Origin of the sequence: Halorubrum sp. ARQ200 (assembly GCF_005435115.1) — an archaeon.
Taxonomy (GTDB): domain Archaea; phylum Halobacteriota; class Halobacteria; order Halobacteriales; family Haloferacaceae; genus Halorubrum; species Halorubrum tropicale.
Genome location: NZ_SGTZ01000008.1, coordinates 109,908 through 126,272 on the forward strand (window position 1 = coordinate 109,908; position 16,365 = coordinate 126,272).

Annotated in this window: 16 protein-coding genes; 2 read left to right on the forward strand and 14 right to left on the reverse strand. The window is 70.7% G+C overall.

Features of this window, described 5'->3' with window-relative positions; genetic code table 11:
* Positions 1-391: 391 nt before the first annotated feature.
* On the forward strand, positions 392-547 hold the full coding sequence (locus EXE50_RS17470; protein WP_199241355.1) for a hypothetical protein: 156 nt from the start codon (positions 392-394) through the stop codon (positions 545-547).
* A gap of 47 nt (positions 548-594) precedes the next feature.
* Here the strand turns inward: EXE50_RS17470 and argF are convergent, their stop codons facing one another.
* From argF to EXE50_RS11130, 11 genes are all read right to left on the reverse strand, one after another.
* Entirely contained in the window at positions 595-1,494 is a 900-nt protein-coding gene (gene argF / locus EXE50_RS11080) for an ornithine carbamoyltransferase (RefSeq protein ID WP_053770345.1), read from the reverse strand.
* A gap of 57 nt (positions 1,495-1,551) precedes the next feature.
* On the reverse strand, positions 1,552-2,715 hold the full coding sequence (locus EXE50_RS11085; RefSeq protein ID WP_137705109.1) for a [LysW]-lysine hydrolase: 1,164 nt from the start codon (positions 2,713-2,715) through the stop codon (positions 1,552-1,554).
* On the reverse strand, positions 2,715-3,842 hold the full coding sequence (locus tag EXE50_RS11090; protein ID WP_137705110.1) for an aspartate aminotransferase family protein: 1,128 nt from the start codon (positions 3,840-3,842) through the stop codon (positions 2,715-2,717). Before EXE50_RS11090 ends, EXE50_RS11085 begins: the two co-directional genes overlap by 1 nt.
* Positions 3,839-4,771, reverse strand: coding sequence for an acetylglutamate/acetylaminoadipate kinase (locus EXE50_RS11095; RefSeq protein ID WP_137705111.1), 933 nt, complete (start codon positions 4,769-4,771; stop codon positions 3,839-3,841). Before EXE50_RS11095 ends, EXE50_RS11090 begins: the two co-directional genes overlap by 4 nt.
* Entirely contained in the window at positions 4,768-5,841 is a 1,074-nt protein-coding gene (gene argC, locus EXE50_RS11100) for an N-acetyl-gamma-glutamyl-phosphate reductase (RefSeq protein ID WP_137705112.1), read from the reverse strand. The genes EXE50_RS11095 and argC overlap by 4 nt, the downstream gene beginning before the upstream one ends.
* Positions 5,838-6,755 (reverse strand): lysine biosynthesis protein LysX, encoded by a 918-nt coding sequence (gene lysX, locus EXE50_RS11105; protein WP_137705113.1) that lies wholly within the window; start codon positions 6,753-6,755, stop codon positions 5,838-5,840. Before lysX ends, argC begins: the two co-directional genes overlap by 4 nt.
* 41 nt (positions 6,756-6,796) lie before the next feature.
* Complete coding sequence (lysW, locus tag EXE50_RS11110; protein WP_004599337.1) at positions 6,797-6,985, reverse strand: lysine biosynthesis protein LysW; 189 nt, start codon at positions 6,983-6,985, stop codon at positions 6,797-6,799.
* A 222-nt stretch (positions 6,986-7,207) separates the two neighbouring features.
* Complete coding sequence (gene argH / locus EXE50_RS11115) at positions 7,208-8,722, reverse strand: argininosuccinate lyase (protein ID WP_137705114.1); 1,515 nt, start codon at positions 8,720-8,722, stop codon at positions 7,208-7,210.
* On the reverse strand, positions 8,723-9,961 hold the full coding sequence (locus EXE50_RS11120) for an argininosuccinate synthase (RefSeq protein WP_137705115.1): 1,239 nt from the start codon (positions 9,959-9,961) through the stop codon (positions 8,723-8,725). It lies immediately after the preceding gene.
* A gap of 359 nt (positions 9,962-10,320) precedes the next feature.
* A complete protein-coding gene (locus EXE50_RS11125) occupies positions 10,321-11,658 on the reverse strand; it encodes a glutamate-1-semialdehyde 2,1-aminomutase (protein WP_053770352.1) in 1,338 nt (445 codons plus the stop codon).
* A 97-nt stretch (positions 11,659-11,755) separates the two neighbouring features.
* On the reverse strand, positions 11,756-13,483 hold the full coding sequence (locus EXE50_RS11130; protein WP_199241354.1) for an ammonium transporter: 1,728 nt from the start codon (positions 13,481-13,483) through the stop codon (positions 11,756-11,758).
* A 183-nt stretch (positions 13,484-13,666) separates the two neighbouring features.
* On the opposite strand from EXE50_RS11130, the gene EXE50_RS11135 reads away from it, so the two are divergent.
* Positions 13,667-13,885, forward strand: a complete 219-nt coding sequence (locus EXE50_RS11135; RefSeq protein WP_137705116.1) for a hypothetical protein — start codon at positions 13,667-13,669, stop codon at positions 13,883-13,885.
* A gap of 95 nt (positions 13,886-13,980) precedes the next feature.
* Here the strand turns inward: EXE50_RS11135 and radA are convergent, their stop codons facing one another.
* The 3 genes from radA to EXE50_RS11150 all read right to left on the reverse strand — a co-directional run bounded on the left by radA (position 13,981) and on the right by EXE50_RS11150 (position 16,223).
* The gene (gene radA / locus EXE50_RS11140; RefSeq protein WP_053770354.1) at positions 13,981-15,012 is read right to left on the reverse strand and encodes a DNA repair and recombination protein RadA; all 1,032 of its coding nucleotides are present in this window, start codon (positions 15,010-15,012) and stop codon (positions 13,981-13,983) included.
* Positions 15,013-15,195: 183 nt separating this feature from the next.
* Complete coding sequence (locus EXE50_RS11145; protein ID WP_053770355.1) at positions 15,196-15,696, reverse strand: ACT domain-containing protein; 501 nt, start codon at positions 15,694-15,696, stop codon at positions 15,196-15,198.
* A 56-nt stretch (positions 15,697-15,752) separates the two neighbouring features.
* Complete coding sequence (locus tag EXE50_RS11150; protein WP_121599926.1) at positions 15,753-16,223, reverse strand: histidine kinase; 471 nt, start codon at positions 16,221-16,223, stop codon at positions 15,753-15,755.
* Between the last annotated feature and the right edge of the window lie 142 nt (positions 16,224-16,365).

Below are 16,365 nucleotides of genomic sequence, written 5' to 3' on the forward strand. Positions count from 1 at the left end.
CGATCCTATCCGTTCTTTAGGGTTTCAACGGAGCCGTGATAACGGACCGTCGGCGGACACCGCCAATGCCCCCGCCGTGAGACGGGCGCACGCTCGCTGTGCTCCTCAGTCGCTCGCGCTGCTCGCTCCCTGCGGGCTGCCGTCGTCATCAGAGCGCGGAGCGTTCTGATTGGCTCACGAGCGGTTACCCTCGTGAAGGCCCGTGCCCGCTCACGGCTGCCCCTTTGCGTCCCGCTCCGCACAGACCGCACCTCGCGCCTCCCCAGCCTCGTCGGCCTCCCTCCGGTCGGCCGACTCCCTCGCGCGGTGCTGTTCGCGGCCGCCACCGGCGGCCGCTCACGGGCGCGCGCCGTCGATACGCCTTTGTCGCCGGACGAGCGAACGGTCGCGTATGGTCCTCGGTCTCCTCGTTCCGGCAGCGGTCTCGTTCGTGTTCGCCGCGATCGCGGCGTACGTGGGCGCCCTCCGCGCGCTGGAGGTGTACTTCGACCCGCATCAGGACAGCGGCTTCCTCATGGACGACCGCGACCCGCCGCGGCGTCAGTGAGGACGCGGCGGCCCCCCGACGCGTCGCCCGCCGAGCGCCCGCAGGCCTCAGTCGTCGCCGAGCAGTTCGACGAGCAGGGCGTTCTGCGCGTGCATCCGGTTCTCCGCCTGGTCCCAGACGAGCGCGCGGTCGGATTCGAGCACGTCGTCGGTGATCTCCTCGCCGCGGTGCGCGGGGAGGCAGTGCATCACCCTCGCGTCGGTGCCGGCGAGCAGGTCGGCGTTCACCTGGAACCCGTCGAAGGCGGCGAGCTTCTCGTCGCGCACGTCCTCCTGGCCCATCGAGATCCACACGTCGGTGTACACCACGTCGGCGTCCTCGACGGCGGCCTCGGGGTCGGTCGTCGGCGTCACGTCCAGCCCGAACTCGGCGGCGCGGTCGAAGACGGAGGGGTTCATCCCGTAGTCGGCGGGGGTGGCCACCTCCACGTCGATCCCGGCCATCGCCGCGCCGACGACGAACGACTGCCCGACGTTGTTGCCGTCGCCGACCCACGCCACCGTGGCGTCCGCGCCGACCGTCTCGCGGATCGTGAGGAGGTCCGCGAGCGTCTGGCAGGGGTGCGCCTCGTCGGTGAGTCCGTTGATCACGGCGCAGTCGGCGTACTCCGCGAGCACCTCGACGTCCGCGTGGTCGAAGAGGCGCGCCATCACGCCGTCGACGTAGCGGCCGAGAACGCGCGCGGTGTCGCGCAGCGGCTCGCCGTGGCCCAGTTGGATGTCGTCGGGGCCGAGGAACATGGCGTGGCCGCCGAGCCGCGTCATCCCGGTCTCGAAGGAGACGCGGGTGCGCGTCGAGGGCTTCTCGAAGATCATCCCGAGCGTCGCGTCCGCCAGTCGGGGGTCGGTCTCGCCCGCCTTCATCGCGGCGGCGCGGTCGAGCAGGGCGTCCAGTTCGGCGGGCGTCACGTCGTCGATGTCGAGGAAGTCGTCGGTGGCGAGTGGCATCGTTGGGTGGTGTGGTGTCGTTGGAGACCGGTCGAGTTCGAAGGTCGCGGCGGTCGGTCAGCGTCGCTCGCGGCAGACCTCGGTCAGCACGGACACGGCGCGGTCGAGGTCGGGCAGCGGGAGCCGCTCGTCGGGCGCGTGGTCGAGGTCGGAGTTCCCGGGGCCGTAGGTGACCATCGGGCAGTCCCACGCAGCCGCGAAGAGGTTCATGTCGCTCGTGCCGGTCTTCCGGAGCAGGCGCACGTCGCCGCCGGCGCCCCGGATCGCGACGCGGAACGCCCGCGCGAGGTCGGTCCGGGGGCTCTCCATCACCGGCGGCATCGGCTCGCCCCAGTGGACCGAGCCGGTGGTCAGCTCGGCCTCCGCCAGCTCGTGGATCTCGTCGACCGGCCGCGAGGGCGGGACCCGGAGCTGGACGTCCATCGTCGCCTCGACGGCGAGCCCGTCGCCGCTCAGGCCGCCGTCGACCGAGATGGGCTTCGTCGTCACCTGGTCGAAGACGGCGGTCTCGTCGTCGTCGGGGGTGAACGTCTCCTCGACGCCGTGCCACCAGTCGATCGCGTGCTGGATCGCGTTCGGCTCCGGCCGCGAGGAGTGGCCCGACTCGCTCGTGTTCACGTACGTCCCCTCCAGCAGGCCGCGGTAGCCGAGGGTGATCCCCCGCCAGCCCGACGGCTCGCCGTTGATCACCGCCTCGGGCGCGTCGCGGTCGCCGATGAGGGCGCGCGCGCCGCCGGAGTCGACCTCCTCGCGGACGACGCCCGCGAACGAGACGCCCGTCTTCACCGCCGCGACCGCCATCGCGACGAGCGGGCCGGTCGCGTCGACCGCGCCGCGGCCCCACAGCACGGGGTCGCCGGGATCGCCGACGCGCACGTCCGAGGGCTCGGGCAGCTCGCCCTCGGGCGGCGCCGGCCGCACCTCGACGGGGATGTCGCCCGGCACCGTGTCGACGTGGGAGGTGAGGAGGACGGCGTCGTCCGCCGGCGCGCGGACGTTCCCGGCGTCGTCGATCCACGCCTCCCGGCCGTTCGCCTCGAAGAAGTCGACGAGCCGCTCCGCGGCCCGCTCCTCCTCGCCCGACGGCGAGGGGATCGAGACCATGTCGTACAGCAGCTTCCGGGCGGGCGTGTCGCAGGCCGCCGGGTAGCTGCCGCCGGCGACCACGTCGCCGCCCTCCTCGGACGCGGCGTCGGCCTCACGTCCCTTCCCGGCCGCCATCAGCCGATCACCTCCTCGATCGCGTCGACGACCGCGTCGGCGTGCTCGCGCTCGATCGTCAGCGGCGGGAGCAGGCGGAGCACGGTCCGCCCCGCGGGGAGCGCGAGGATCTGGTGCTCGATGGCGAGGTCGCGCAGCAGCCGGTTCGAGCCGCGGCGCACCTCGATCCCCACCATCAGCCCGTCGCCGCGCACGTCGCGCACGTCGTCGCCGAGGCGGTCCCGGAGCTCGCCGCGGAGGTACGACCCCACCTCGTCGGCGTGCGCGGGCAGGTCCTCGCGCTCGATCACGTCGAGGGTGGCGCCCGCCGCCGCGGAGACGACGGGGCCGCCGGAGAACGTCGAGCCGTGGTCGCCGGCGTCCGCGGCGATCCAGTCGCGGCACAGCGTCGCGCCGATCGGGAGCCCGCTGCCGAGCCCCTTCGCGGTCGTGAGGATGTCCGGGACCACGTCGTGATTCTCCGCGGCCCACATCGACCCGGTCCGGCCGAGCCCGGTCTGGATCTCGTCGAGGATCATCGCGGCGCCGCTCGTCGCGGTCGCGACCCGGACGGCCTGGAGGTACTCGGTCGGGACGGGGTTGATCCCGCCCTCGCCCTGGAGCGGTTCCAGGATGACCGCGGCGGTGTCCTCGTCGACGGCCTCGCGCATCGCGTCGGCGTCGCCGTACTCGACGAACTCGACGCCGCCCGCGAGCGGGCCGAACCCCTGCTTGTACTTGTCCTTCCAGGTCGTCGCGAGCGTCCCCATCGTCCGGCCGTGGAACCCCTGCGTGGTCGCGACGATCTTCTCGCGGCCCGTCGCGTGCCGGGCGAACTTCAGCGCGGCCTCGTTCGCCTCCGTGCCGGAGTTACAGAGCCAGACGTTGTCGACGTCGACGGGCGCGAGCTCGGCCAGCCGCTCGTACAGCGCCGTCCGCGCCGCGTGCGGGTACGACGCCTGGACGTACATGAGCTCCTCCAGCTGGCTCGTCGCGGCGTCGACGACCTCGGGGTGGCAGTGGCCGACCGGCGTACAGGCGTAGCTGGCGCCGAAGTCGAGGTACTCGGTGCCGTTCGCGTCCGTGAGGTGGACCCCGTCGCCCGAGGCGATCTCGATCGGCTTCTCGGAGAAGACGAAGCCGCTCACGCGGTCTCACCCCCTTCCTCGGGGGCCTCGCCGCCGCCGGCGTCGTCGCCCGCGCCGTCGCCGAGCGCGGACCGCTCGATTGCGGTCCCCTCGCCGCCGAGCGCGGCGACGACCGGGTCGCGGACGTTGGCGTCCGCGATCACGACGCGGCCGGCGCCGCCCTCGAGCGCCTCCGTCGCGGCCATCACCTTCTTGCCCATGAACCCCTCGGCGGCGTCCTCGACGGCCGCCAGATCCTCGGGCGTCGCGGCCGCGTCGATGCGGGTCTCGGGGTCGTCCGGGTCGGCGTACACGCCCGACACGTCGGTCAGGAGGACGAGGTCGGCGCCGAGCGCGCCGGCGACCGCCGCGGCCGCGCGGTCGGCGTCCGCGTTGACGGGGGTCACCTCGCCGTCGCCCTCGTCGCCCGCCATCGGCGGCGAGACGACCGGGGTGTAGCCGTCGTTGAGGAGGCCGGCGAGCAGGGAGGCGTTCACCGACTCGATCGTTCCGGAGTGGTCGCCGCGGCGGATCTTCCGCTTGCCGTCCTCGACGACGCGGACCGCCGACTTGCGGGGCCCGGAGAGGAGCCCGCCGTCGACGCCCGAGAGGCCGACCGCGTCGACCCCGGCCGACCGGAACCGCGCCGTCAGCTCGGTGTTGAGCTTGCCCGCCATCGCCATCGCGAACGCCTCCATCGTCGCCGCGTCGGTGAAGCGACCGGTGACGCCGGAGGCGGACTCGACGTATTCGGGCTCGATGCCGAGCCGTTCGAGCGTCTCGTCGACGACCGTCGAGCCGCCGTGGACGACGACGACCTCGCGGCCGTTCGCCGTCAGGTGCGCCACGTCGCCGACCGCGCCGGCGGGGTCGACCGCCTTCGCGCCGCCGACCTTCACGACGACCGGGGGCTCGTCGGCGGCCGCGCCGCCGGTCCGCTCCCCGCTCATGGCGACCCCACCGGGTGGAGCCCGTCGAACTCGAGGCCGGCGGTCTCGGGCAGCCCGAGCGCGACGTTCGCCGCGTGGACCGCCTGGCCCGCCGAGCCCTTGGTCATGTTGTCGATAGCCGAGAAGACGACGACGCGCCGGTTCCCGGGGTCGAGCTCGAAGCCGACCTCGCCGTGGTTCGTCCCGGCGACCGACTTCGGCTCGGGGTAGCGGTAGACGCCGCCCCCGCCCGAGACGATCCGCATGAACGGCTCGTCGGCGTAGGCGTCGCGGTACGCGCCCCACAGGTCCCCCTTCGAGACCGGCTCGTCGGGGAAGACGTGGCAGGTCGCGCTCGCGCCGCGCACCATGTCGACCGCGTGGACGGTGAACGAGACCGAGAGGCCGAGGTACGCCTCTATCTCCGCCTCGTGGCGGTGGCCGGTGGGCGCGTACGGGCGCACGACGCCCGAGCGCTCCGGGTGCGAGGAGGCCGCGCCCCCGCCGGCGCCGCCCTCCGAGGAGCCGACCTTCACGTCGACGACGACCTCGCCGGCCTCGGGACCGAGCGCGCCCGCGTCGACTAGCGGCTTCAGCCCGAGGATCGTCGCGGTCGCGTTACAGCCGCCGCCGGCGATCAGGTCCGCGCCGGGCAGGTTCTCGCGGTTCAGCTCCGGGAGCGCGTACTCGGCGCGCTCTAGGTACTCCGGCGACTCGTGGCCGTCGTACCACTCGTCGTAGGCGTCGGCCTCGGGGAGCCGGAAGTCCGCCGAGAGGTCGACGACCGTGTCGGCCGCCTCGAGGAACTCGTCGATCCGGCCCATCGAGACGCCGTGGGGCGTCGCCGCGAACAGCACGTCGACCGACGCCAGGTCGTCGGGGTCCGAGAACCGCAGGTCGAGCCCGCGCAGGTTCGGGTGCGAGCGCCCGACGGTCATGTTGTCGGCCGACCGCGAGGTGGCCTGGACGACCTCGAATCCCGGGTGGCCGGCGAGGAGCCGCAGCAGTTCGCCGCCGGTGAAGCCGGTGCCGCCGACGACGCTCGCGGTGTACGTCTCCGCGGTCGCGTCGCCGCCGTCGGTCGTGTTCACGCGTCCACCCCCGCGACCGATCCCTCGGCGAACTCGCCCGCTTTCGCCTCCAGCCAGTCGACGACCCGCGCCGGAACGTCCACGTCGGTGGCCGCGTCGAGCGCCTTGAACTCGACGGTGTGGTTCACCTCGTGGACGGTGTAGTCCTCCGCGCCGCCCTCGGCGGGGTCGGCGTCCGCGTCGACGCCCACTTCCATCAGGTCGACGCCGAGCATGCCGCCGCCGACCGCGTCCGAGGCCTTCTCGACCAGTTCCGTCGCCCGCTCGTCGAGGCCGAACGACTCCGTCTCGCCGCCCTTCGCGGCGTTCGTGAGCCAGTGGTCGGACGACCGCGTCATCGCCGCGACCGGCTCGCCGTCGACCGCCAGGACGCGGACGTCGCGGCCGGGCTTGTCGACGAACTCCTGGACGTAGAACACCTTGTGCTCGTAGTGGCCGAGCGTCTCCTTGTGTTCCAGTATCGCCTCGGCGGCGTTGCGCGAGTCGATCTTCGCCATCAGCCGGCCCCACGAACCGGTGACCGGCTTGAGGACGCACGGGTAGCCGAACTCCTCGATCGCTTCCAAGGCGGCCTCCTTCGTGAACGCCACCTCCGTCGCCGGGGTCGGCACGTCCGCCTCGGCGAGCGCGAGCGAGTTCCTCGCCTTGTCGGCGCAGACGTCGCCCGTCTCGGGGGAGTTCACCACCGGGACGCCGTAGCTGTCGAGGAAGCGGGTCGCGTACAGCGACCGGCTCGTCGACAGGCAGCGGTCGACGACGAGGTCGAGGTCGTCGACCGCCGCCGTCGTGGACTCCAGCCCGAACCGCTCCTTCCGGATGTCAATCTTCTCGACCGCGTGGCCCCGGTCGCGGAGCTCGTCGAGGAGGAGCTTCTCGTCTTTCCGGATCCGAGAGTAGAGGACCCCTACGCGCATGTCGACCACTCGCGTGTCGCGGCCGTGGCGGTCGTCGCCATCTACTCGCCCCAGTCCTCCTCGAGCTCCGGCGCCTCCTCCAAGACGACCGGGTCGAGCGAGATGACCTCCAGTTCGGTCCCGGTGACCGGACTGTCGATGATCTCGCCGACCTCGACGTCGGCCGGGATCTCGATCTCCTCGCCCGTGATCGGGTCCTCCGCGGTCAGGGTGTCGGTGTCGCTCGTCATCGTGCCCACATCTCCGCCGTGAACGGGCATAAAGGCTTCGAACTTGTAAGATAATTTATACAAAGTGGATCGGCCGCTAACGGAACAATATCGGCGAAATACCGGCGTGACGAGATCGAATGTCAGATCTCGGTAGTAAGTATGTCCCCCTACGGGGACGGTCGTCGTCGTCGGTCGGGTCGGTCCCGACCGAGCCGACGCCGACCTCGCGGGCGTCGCGGCTCAGACATAGCGGTCGACCTCCGCGTCCAGCGCCTCGCTCGCGTCGGCGAGCGCGTCGCGCTCGGCCGTCAGCGCGGCCTCGTCTCCCTCGATCCCCGCCTCGGCGTCGGCGAGCGCGTCGGCGAGCGCGTCGGGCGCCGGTCCCCCGACGGAGTCGCGGCTCGCGACGCTTTCGGCCGGGTCGAGCGTCGACTCCACGTCCTCGCGGCTCACGTACGCGGAGAGGGGCTCGCCCGTCACCTTTCGAGCGGCCTCGTCAACTTTTGCGGCCGCCGCGGCCGGCGAGTCGTCGTCCGCGACCGTCTCCGCCGCGGCCGCGACGACCTCGTGGGCCGTCCGGAAGGGTAACCCGCCGGTCGCGAGCAGGTCGGCGACGCCTGTGGCCGTCGAGAACCCCTCTCCGGCGGCCGTCGCGAGCGCCGCCTCGTCCCACTCGGCGGTCGCGACCGCGCCCGCGGCGACCTCGGTCGCCTCCCGCACGTCGCCCGCGACCTCGAAGACGCTCGCGTGAGCGCGCTGGAGGTCGCGGTTGTAGGCGCGCGGGAGCCCCTTCAGCAGGCTCAGCGTGCCGGTCGCCTCGCCGATCGCGTCGCCCGCCACGCCGCGGGTCAGCTCCAGCGTGTCGGGGTTCTTCTTCTGGGGCATGATCGAGGAGGTGGAGGCGTACGCGTCGGCCAGCTCGACGACGCCCTTGTTCGAGAAGACGATCAGGTCTTCCGCGAGCCCCGACAGCGTCGTCGCGAGCGTCGCGAGCGCGCTCGCCGACTCCGCGAGGAAGTCGCGCGCGGAGGCGGCGTCCATCGAGTTGCGGACCGTCCCGTCGAACCCGAGCAGCGCCGCCGTGCGGTCGCGGTCGACGTCGAACGGGGTCCCCGCGAACGCGGCCGCGCCGAGGGGCGACCGGTTCACGCGGTCGTACGCGTCGAGCAGCCGCTCCGTGTCGCGCGCGAGCCCGCCCTCGTACGACAGCAGGTAGTGTCCGACCGTCGTCGGCTGGGCCGGCTGGAGGTGGGTGTACCCCGGCATCACCGTCTCCGCGTGCTCTTCGGCGACCTCGACGAGGGCCTCGCGGGCCGCGACCGTCGCCTCGACGGCGTCGAGCAGGTCATCGCGCAGGCGGTAGCGGATACACGTCGCCACCTCGTCGTTGCGCGAGCGGGCGGTGTGCATCCGGCCGCCGTCCGGGCCGACCCGGTCGATGACCGCGGTCTCGATTGCCTCGTGGACGTCCTCGCCGGCGGGGAGTTCGCCGTGCCCGGCGGCCTCGACGGCGTCGAGCGCGCCGAGGATCTCGCCCGCGACCGCGTCGTCGACGATCCCCTGTTCCGCGAGCATGACCACGTGCGCGCGGTCGACCGCGAGGTCCGCCTCGAAGATGGCCGCGTCGGCCGCGAGGCTCGACAGGAACTCGCGGGCGGGGCCGCCGCTGAAGCGGTCGCGGCGGACGGCGGTGTCGCTCCCGCCGCTCGCTCCGCCGTCGGCGTCCGCCGCGGCGTCGGGATCGTCGTCGGTCATCTACTTCCCGTCGTCCGTCGCGTCCGGTTCACCGGATCCGTCGGTGGCCAGTTCGGGCTTCGAGACGCTCGCCTTCACGTCGTTCGCGAGGCGCTCCTGGAGGCCGTGGTACTTCGCGACGCCCGTCGCGTCGGACTGCGCGATGCCCGCCACGTCCTCGGTGTTGAACGAGGCCATCTCCTCGGAGTAGACGGCGTACTCGGAGTCGCGCGCGACGACGCGGCAGTCGCCGCCCGAGACCTTCACCGTCGCCGTGCCGGTGACCACGTCCTGCGTCTCGTCGACGAAGGCGTTCAGCGCGTCGACGACGGGCGCGAACACGAGCCCCTCGTAGGCCTTCTCGGACCACTCCTGCTCGATCCCCTTCTTGAACGAGCGCTCGTTCTTCGTCAAAACGAGGTCTTCGAGCGCCTGGTGGGCGGTCAAGAGGACGGTCGCGGCCGGGTGCTCGTAGTTCTCGCGCACCTTCAGCCCGAGCATGCGGTCCTCCATCACGTCGGTGCGGCCGACGCCGTAGCCGCCGGCGTACTCGTTGAGGTGCTGGATGAGCGGGACCGGGTCCATCGCCTCGCCGTCGACCGCGACCGGGACGCCCGCCTCGAACGTCACCTCGATGGTGGTCTCGCCCTCGGGCTCCGCGGTCCACTCGTAGATGTCCTCCGGCGGCTCGTAGTCCGGGTTCTCCAGCTTCCCGCCCTCGACCGCGCGCGACCAGATGTTCTCGTCGATGGACCAGACGCCGCCGTCGCCGGCCTCGACGGGAAGGTCCTTCTCGGCGGCGTAGTCGATCTCCCACTCGCGGGTGAGGCCGAGCTCGCGCACGGGCGCGATCACGTCGAGGTCGGAGCCGCGCCAGACCGCCTCGAAGCGGAGCTGGTCGTTGCCCTTCCCCGTACAGCCGTGCGCGATGGCGTCGCAGCCCTGCTCCTCGGCGACGCCGAGGATCGCCTCGGCGATGACCGGACGCGCGAGGGCGGTGCCGAGCGGGTAGCCCTGGTAGCTGGCGTTCGCCTTCACCGCATCGAAACAGAGGTCCGCGAACTCCTCCTTCGCGTCGACGACGTGGATGTCGAGCCCCAGCGCCTCCGCGGTCTCTTCTGCCTCGTCGAACTCCTCCGTCGGCTGGCCGACGTCGACGTTGACGCCGATGACCTCGTCGTAGCCGTACTCCTCTTTCAGCAGCGGTACGCAGACCGTGGTGTCGAGTCCCCCGCTGAACGCGAGTGCAACGCTCGTCATTACCAGAGTACACCCTCCCTACGCCCTTAAATTCAGCGGTTTAAATATTGTAAGAAAAAGGCGAAGCGGCCGCTCGCGGAACGCGGAGTCGAGACTCTTCGGAACGGAGCGGCGCGAACGCGACGAGAGGTGAGGATTACTGGCCCGAAGGGCCTCGTCGTCGCGCCGCGCCGGAGGCCGGTCGCGGCGGTCGGACGTCTCGTCGCGGTCGCAGGGCTCGTCGGTCTCGGAGAAGGGCGGCGTCGAGACGAGCCGCTGCGGTCATCACGTGTACGTATCCGATCTCCGGTATAAAACTGTTCTGCACCGCTCGACCGTCGCAAGGCTTGCCGGACCGGTTCCCGAGGGCGTCCGCCCGACTACAGCGCCTCGCGGTACGCCGCCAGCGTCTTCTCGACGTCCTCCTCGGTGTGCGCGTAGGAGGTGAACTGGCACTCGAACTGGTTCGCGGTGAGGAACACGCCGCGGTCTTTCATCTCCTGCCAGAACACGCGCTCCCAGCGGTCGGTCGCGGCGTCGGCCACGTCGGCGCCCGTCTTCGGGCAGGCGTCGTACCGGGCGCAGTCGGGGTCCTGTCGGCAGCCGCCCGCGCAGCAGGCGTCGACGTCGTCGGGCGCCTCGCGGGTGAACACCGTCTTGAACATCGAGTCGGTGCCGACGACGGTGTACTCCGGCGCGCGCTCGGCGCAGATCTCGGCGATCCCCTCGCGGAGCTTCCGACCGAGGCGGTTGACGTGCTCGTACACGTCGTTCTCGGCGGCGTACTCCAGGCCGGCCTTCCCGGCGGCCATCGTCACCGGGTGCCCGGAGAAGGTCCCGGACTGGAACACCTCGCCGGCCGGGGTGAACCCCTCGACGATCTCCGCCTTCCCGCCGATGGCGCCGACGGGGAAGCCGCCGCCGATGATCTTGCCGAACGTCGTCACGTCGGGGGTGACGCCGAACTTCGACTGCGCGCAGCCGAGGCCGCCCACCCGGAACCCGGTGATCACCTCGTCGAAGATCAGAAGCGAGCCGTGGTCGTCACAGAGGTCCCGCAGCGTCTCGTGGTAGCCGTCGACGGGCATCACGATCCCCATGTTGGCTAAGATTGGCTCCACGAGGACGGCGGCGATGTCGTCGCCGTGCTCCGCGAACACCTCCTTGGCCGCCGCCGGGTCGTTGAACGGGATCGGCAGGGTGTGTTCGGCGAACGACTCGGGGATCCCCGCCGTCGAGGGGTGCGCGTCCCCCGGCGACCCCTCGACGAGGGTCGACTCCTGCGCGCCGTGGTAGCCGCCCTGCATCACGACGATCTTGTCGCGGTCGGTGTGGCCGCGGGCGAGCCGCACCGCCGACACCGTCGCCTCCGTGCCGGAGTTGACGAAGCGGATCGACTCCACGCTGGGGACGTGGCGAGCGACGAACTCGGCGTGTTCGACCTCGACCTCCGTGGGCGCGCCGTACATGGGCCCCTCCGCGACGTGGGACTGGACCGCCGCCTCGACCGGGTCGGGGAGGTCGTGGCCGTACAGCAGCGGCCCGTACCCCATCACCCAGTCGACGTAGCGGTTCCCGTCCGCGTCGATCACGTGGCCGCCGTCGCCGCGCTCGACGAAGAACGGATGCGGCATCGTCGCCCGGACGGAGGAGTTGACGCCGCCGGGCATCGCCGACAGCGCGCGGTCGTACAGCCCGCGCGAGCGCTCGTGGTTCATACCGATCGGTTGGGGCGTCGGGCTGAAAGTAGTTGCCGAACCGGGCGAACCGCTTCGGACGCCGAGAAAACGACCCGTCGGACCGCGCGTCGCGCGCCTACACCGCCTCCGGACCGGTCGCGCCCGTCCGGACCTGTAGCGCGTCCTCGACGGGCATAATGAACACCTTGCCGTCGCCCGCCTCGCCGGTCTTCGCGGCGTCGGCGATGGCGTTCGCGACCTCGTCGGCCGGGATGTCGGCGACGACGACCTCGACTTTCACCTTCTGGTGGAGGTCGACAGTGAACTCCTCGCCGCGCCACTGGCCGGTCTTCGCGGGCTGGGAGCCGCGACCGGAGACGTTCGTGACGGTGAGCGACGGCGCCTGCACCTCGGCGAGCGCCTGCTTGATGTCGCCGAGCTTGTCGGGCCGGACGACCGCCGTGACCATCTTGATCTGCGTGCCCGCCTCCGCGCCGCCGTCGGCGCGCGGCGACCCGCCGTCGGACTCGGTCGTGTCGACGACGGACGGGCCGCCGTCGGTGGCGACGCGGTCGCCGCCGAACTCGGGGTAGGTCTCGACGCCGTGCTCGGAGATGTCGAGCCCCTCCTGTTCGTGCTCCGGCGTGACGCGCGCCTCGCCGGACGCCTTGAGCACGTACCAGACCGCGGCGGTCGCGGTGATCGTCCAGCCGCCGATGATGACCACGCCCACGAGCTGGGCGACGAAGTGCGCGCCGATGCCGGCGCTGAGCTGGCCCGGCGCGGCGACGAACGGGAACAGCAGCGTGCCGAGCACGCCCGCGCTCCCGTGGACCGGGAACACCGCGCAGACGTCGTCGATCTTCAGCGTGTCGGAGACGAACTCGAAGACGATCGGGAGCTGCGCGCCCGCGAGGCCGCCGACGACGACGGCGCCCCACCACGCCGTGGTGTCGGGGATGGCGGTGATGCCGACGAGGCCGGCGAGCAGGCCGTTCGCGACGTACAGCGTGTCGACCTTCCCGGTCTTGAGCCACACGACGAGCGCGGCGCCGATCCCGCCCGACGCCATCGCGATCGTCGTCCCCATCGCGACGAGGTTGAGCGTCAGCGTGTTGAACACGCCGCCGCTGACGACGGACGCCGTGCCGACGTTGAAGCCGTACCAGCCGAACGCGAGGACGAGCGTCCCCAGCACGGCGAACGTCAGCGAGTGGCCGGGGATGACGTTCGTCGAGCCGTCCTTCGCGTAGCGGTCCATCCGCGGACCGAGGACGGCCGCGGCCGTGAGGCCCGCGATACCGCCCATGCCGTGGACGATCATGCCGCCCGCGAAGTCGTGGAACGCGACGCCGGTCAGCTGAGCGACGAGCCCGTCACTGGAGGCCGACCAGGTGAACGCGATGACCACCGGGTAGATGACCGCGGCCAGCAGGAACGTGTACGTGACGTACGCGCGGAGCTTCGCGCGCCCCGCGACCGCCCCGGAGACGATCGTCGCGGCGGTCATCGCGAAGACGGCGCCGTAGAGCCAGTTGACGTACGGGCCGACGACGCCGGGCTCGACGGCCATCTCGCCGCCGGAGAACAGCGCGCCCGCCGCCGACGTGATCCCCGCCGACCCGTTCACGAGGCTCGTGAACGCCGTGCCGATGAGGAAGAACACCGTCACCCCGACGCTCCAGGTCAGGAGGTTCTTCGTCAGCTGGTTCGCGACGTTCTTCGAGCGTACCTGGCCCGCCTCCAGCATGGCGAAGCCGGCGTGCATGAAGAAGATGAGGAAGGTGACGACGAGGATCCACGTTCCGTTCATCGCGGACGCGAACGTGCTCGGGTCGATCGCCGCGAGGACGCCGGCCGTCACGCTTCACCCACCTCTACTGAACGCGCGTCTGGTTCGAACCGTGTTTCGCTCGTGTTCATGCGTTGAATCACGTCTCGACTCCCGGGAACGCCCACATATAAACGTTCGAGTTGGGTTTCTCAAAAAATATGTTTGATAATACGCCGCACGTCAGATATAAAGACGAGGATATGTAATATAAGGATGTTTAACGCGGGATTCCGCGGCAATCGTTGCGAGAGAACCGAACGGACGTATTATCAAAAAGTTGTTATTTCGCCGCCGATCGGGTGGAATCCGGCGCATCGCGCCGAGGCGCGGGCGGTCGTGGCAAAAATCGCCACAGCCAAATCGCGTCTACCGGTGAAAAAGGCCCCCTACCTGTCGATATCGGGCGTTTCGGCGGCGTTCGAAGAAAGTTGACGTTCGTCAACCGGCCGCGCGGTCGGGCGACCGCCCGTCCGATCCGCGCGAGCCGCCCGCCCGACGCGCCGCCCGCGGGGAGACCGACCCGCCGGTCACTCGGGCTTCAGCCCCTCGTTCTGGACGCGCATCACGGCCTCGCCGTCGGCGAGGTTCGGCGCGTCGACGAGGCGGACGATCCGCTTGTCGCCCTTCGACTTCCGGAGGTAGATCCGGAAGGTGGAGGCGTGCCCGAGGATGTTGCCGCCGATCGCCTGGGTCGGGTCGCCGAAGTAGGAGTCCGGGTTCGACGCGACCTGGTTGGTGACGAGGATGGCGGTGTTGTACAGGTCGCCGAGGCGCATCAGGTCGTGGAGGTGCTTGTTGAGCTTCTGCTGTCGCTCGGCGAGCTCGCCGCGGCCGACGTACTCCGCGCGGAAGTGCGCGGTGAGCGAGTCGACGCAGACGATCCGGATCGGCCACTCCGTCTCCTCGTGTTCGCCGGCAAGCTCCTTCGCCTTCTCGGCGAGGAGGATCTGGTGGTTGGAGTTGAACGCCTTCGCGACGTGAATCTGGTCGAGGAACGCCTCGACGAGCGCCGCTAACGCCTCCTCGTCCGAGGGCGTGCCCTCGATCTCGCGGCGCTCCATCTCGTCGGCGAGGATCTCGTCGTCGAGCCCCCGGACCATGTCGTCGATCCGCTCCGGGCGGAACGTGTCCTCGGAGTCGACGAAGATACAGCCGCCGTCGAGGCCGCCGTTCTCCGGCTCCAGCTGGACGTTGACCGCCATCTGGTGGGTGACCTGCGACTTGCCGGACCCGAACTCGCCGTACACCTCGGTGATCGACTGGGTCTCGATGCCGCCGCCGAGGAGGTCGTCGACCTCGTCGATCTGCCAGGAGAGCTTGCCGATCTCCTGGCGGCGCTCAAGCACGCTCGCGCCCGTCTCGAACCCGCCCACGTCGGCGGCGTCGCGGGCGGCGTTGATGATGTCCGCGGCGGACGACTCGCCGATGTCGGCGGTGTTGGACATCTCGCCGGGGCTCGCGACCGCGATCGACTGGTAGCTCTCGAATCCGTTGTCCACGAGCTTGTCCGCGGTCGCCGGGCCGACGCCGGGGAGGTCCTCGAGTTCGTCTTCTGGCATGTACACGGTCCTTGTTCGCCATCGGGTATAAAGACTGGTTTACACCCGAGTGAAAGTGAAACGGACGCGGCGAGTCCGCTCGCTCGCGGTTCGCTCGCTCTCGAACGGACTCGCCGGAGCGGACGCCCCAACCGGCCGGTGAAACTGGTCAGCCGGGCGGTCGCGACGCCGACCGAGGGGGCCTCAGAAGCCGACGCGGCGGACGTAGTCGAGGTCGCGGATCTCCACGAGCAGGTCGCCCGACAGGTCGGCGTCGGTGATCACGTACAGCTTCGGGTCGTCGGTGAACTCGGGGTCCTCGCTCAGCACCTGTCGGATCGAGACGCCGCGGTCGGCTAGGATTCCGGTCACCTCGGCGACGATCCCGGCCTCGTCGGCGGCCGCGACCTCGATGGTGAGCACCGTGAGGTCCAGGACGGGCGCTAAGTCCATCAGGCTCGGTACCGACGAGATGTTGGTGAAGATGCGCTTCAGCTCGGGGTCGGCCAGGATCGCGTCCGTCGTCGAGTCGACGACGCGGCGGTCGACGTCGAGCTCGCGCGCGATGCCGGTGTACGGGATCTCGATCCCGCCGGAGACGACCCGGCCCTCCTCGTTGACCGAGAAGCCGCGCTCCAGGAACAGCCGGATCACCGCCTGCTGGCTGGGTGACCCCTCGAACTTCTCGAGGATCTCGTCGAACATTCGTTGCTACGGATCGGCGATACGAGGGGTTAAAAAACGGGGTCCCGTCGCAGCGGTCAGTTCGCCATCGCCGAGTAGACGCCCCCGAGGACTGCGCCGTAGACGACGTGGCCGACGAGGCTCTCGACTCCGACGTTCGGCAGCGGAGGCGCGCCCGCGAAGCCAACGGCGCCCAGCCAGATCGGCATCACGACGACGGCGAGCGCGACCCACACGACGAGGCCGTAGCCCGCGCCGGCGCCGACGCCTGTCCCGATCGAGTCGCCGAGAGCGGGTCTCAGGCTCGCGATCGCGACGAGTCCGAGACCGATGATCGCGCCGTGGGACACGTGGATCACCCAGCCGAGGGCGCCGGCGGGCCCCGCGATGCCGTACATCGCCGGGATCCCCATCTCGAGGACGCCGGGCGTCAGTATCGACATCATCGCGCCGAAGGCGAGCGCTCCGACGATGCCGCCGGTCACGCCCGCCTGCCAGCGTCCGGTCTCGGTCGGTACGTCGGTCGCAGTCGCAGTTTCTGTGGCCATGTCACTACCGAGGTGGCCTGAGAACCGGTAATAGATGCCGGAATAATGCGACTCGCTCGCACCGACCCCAAAGAAATATATATTTGTTGAAGCCTCAAATACGGACTAAAATCGGCTCGCCCCCCGCCGGACCACTTCCGCC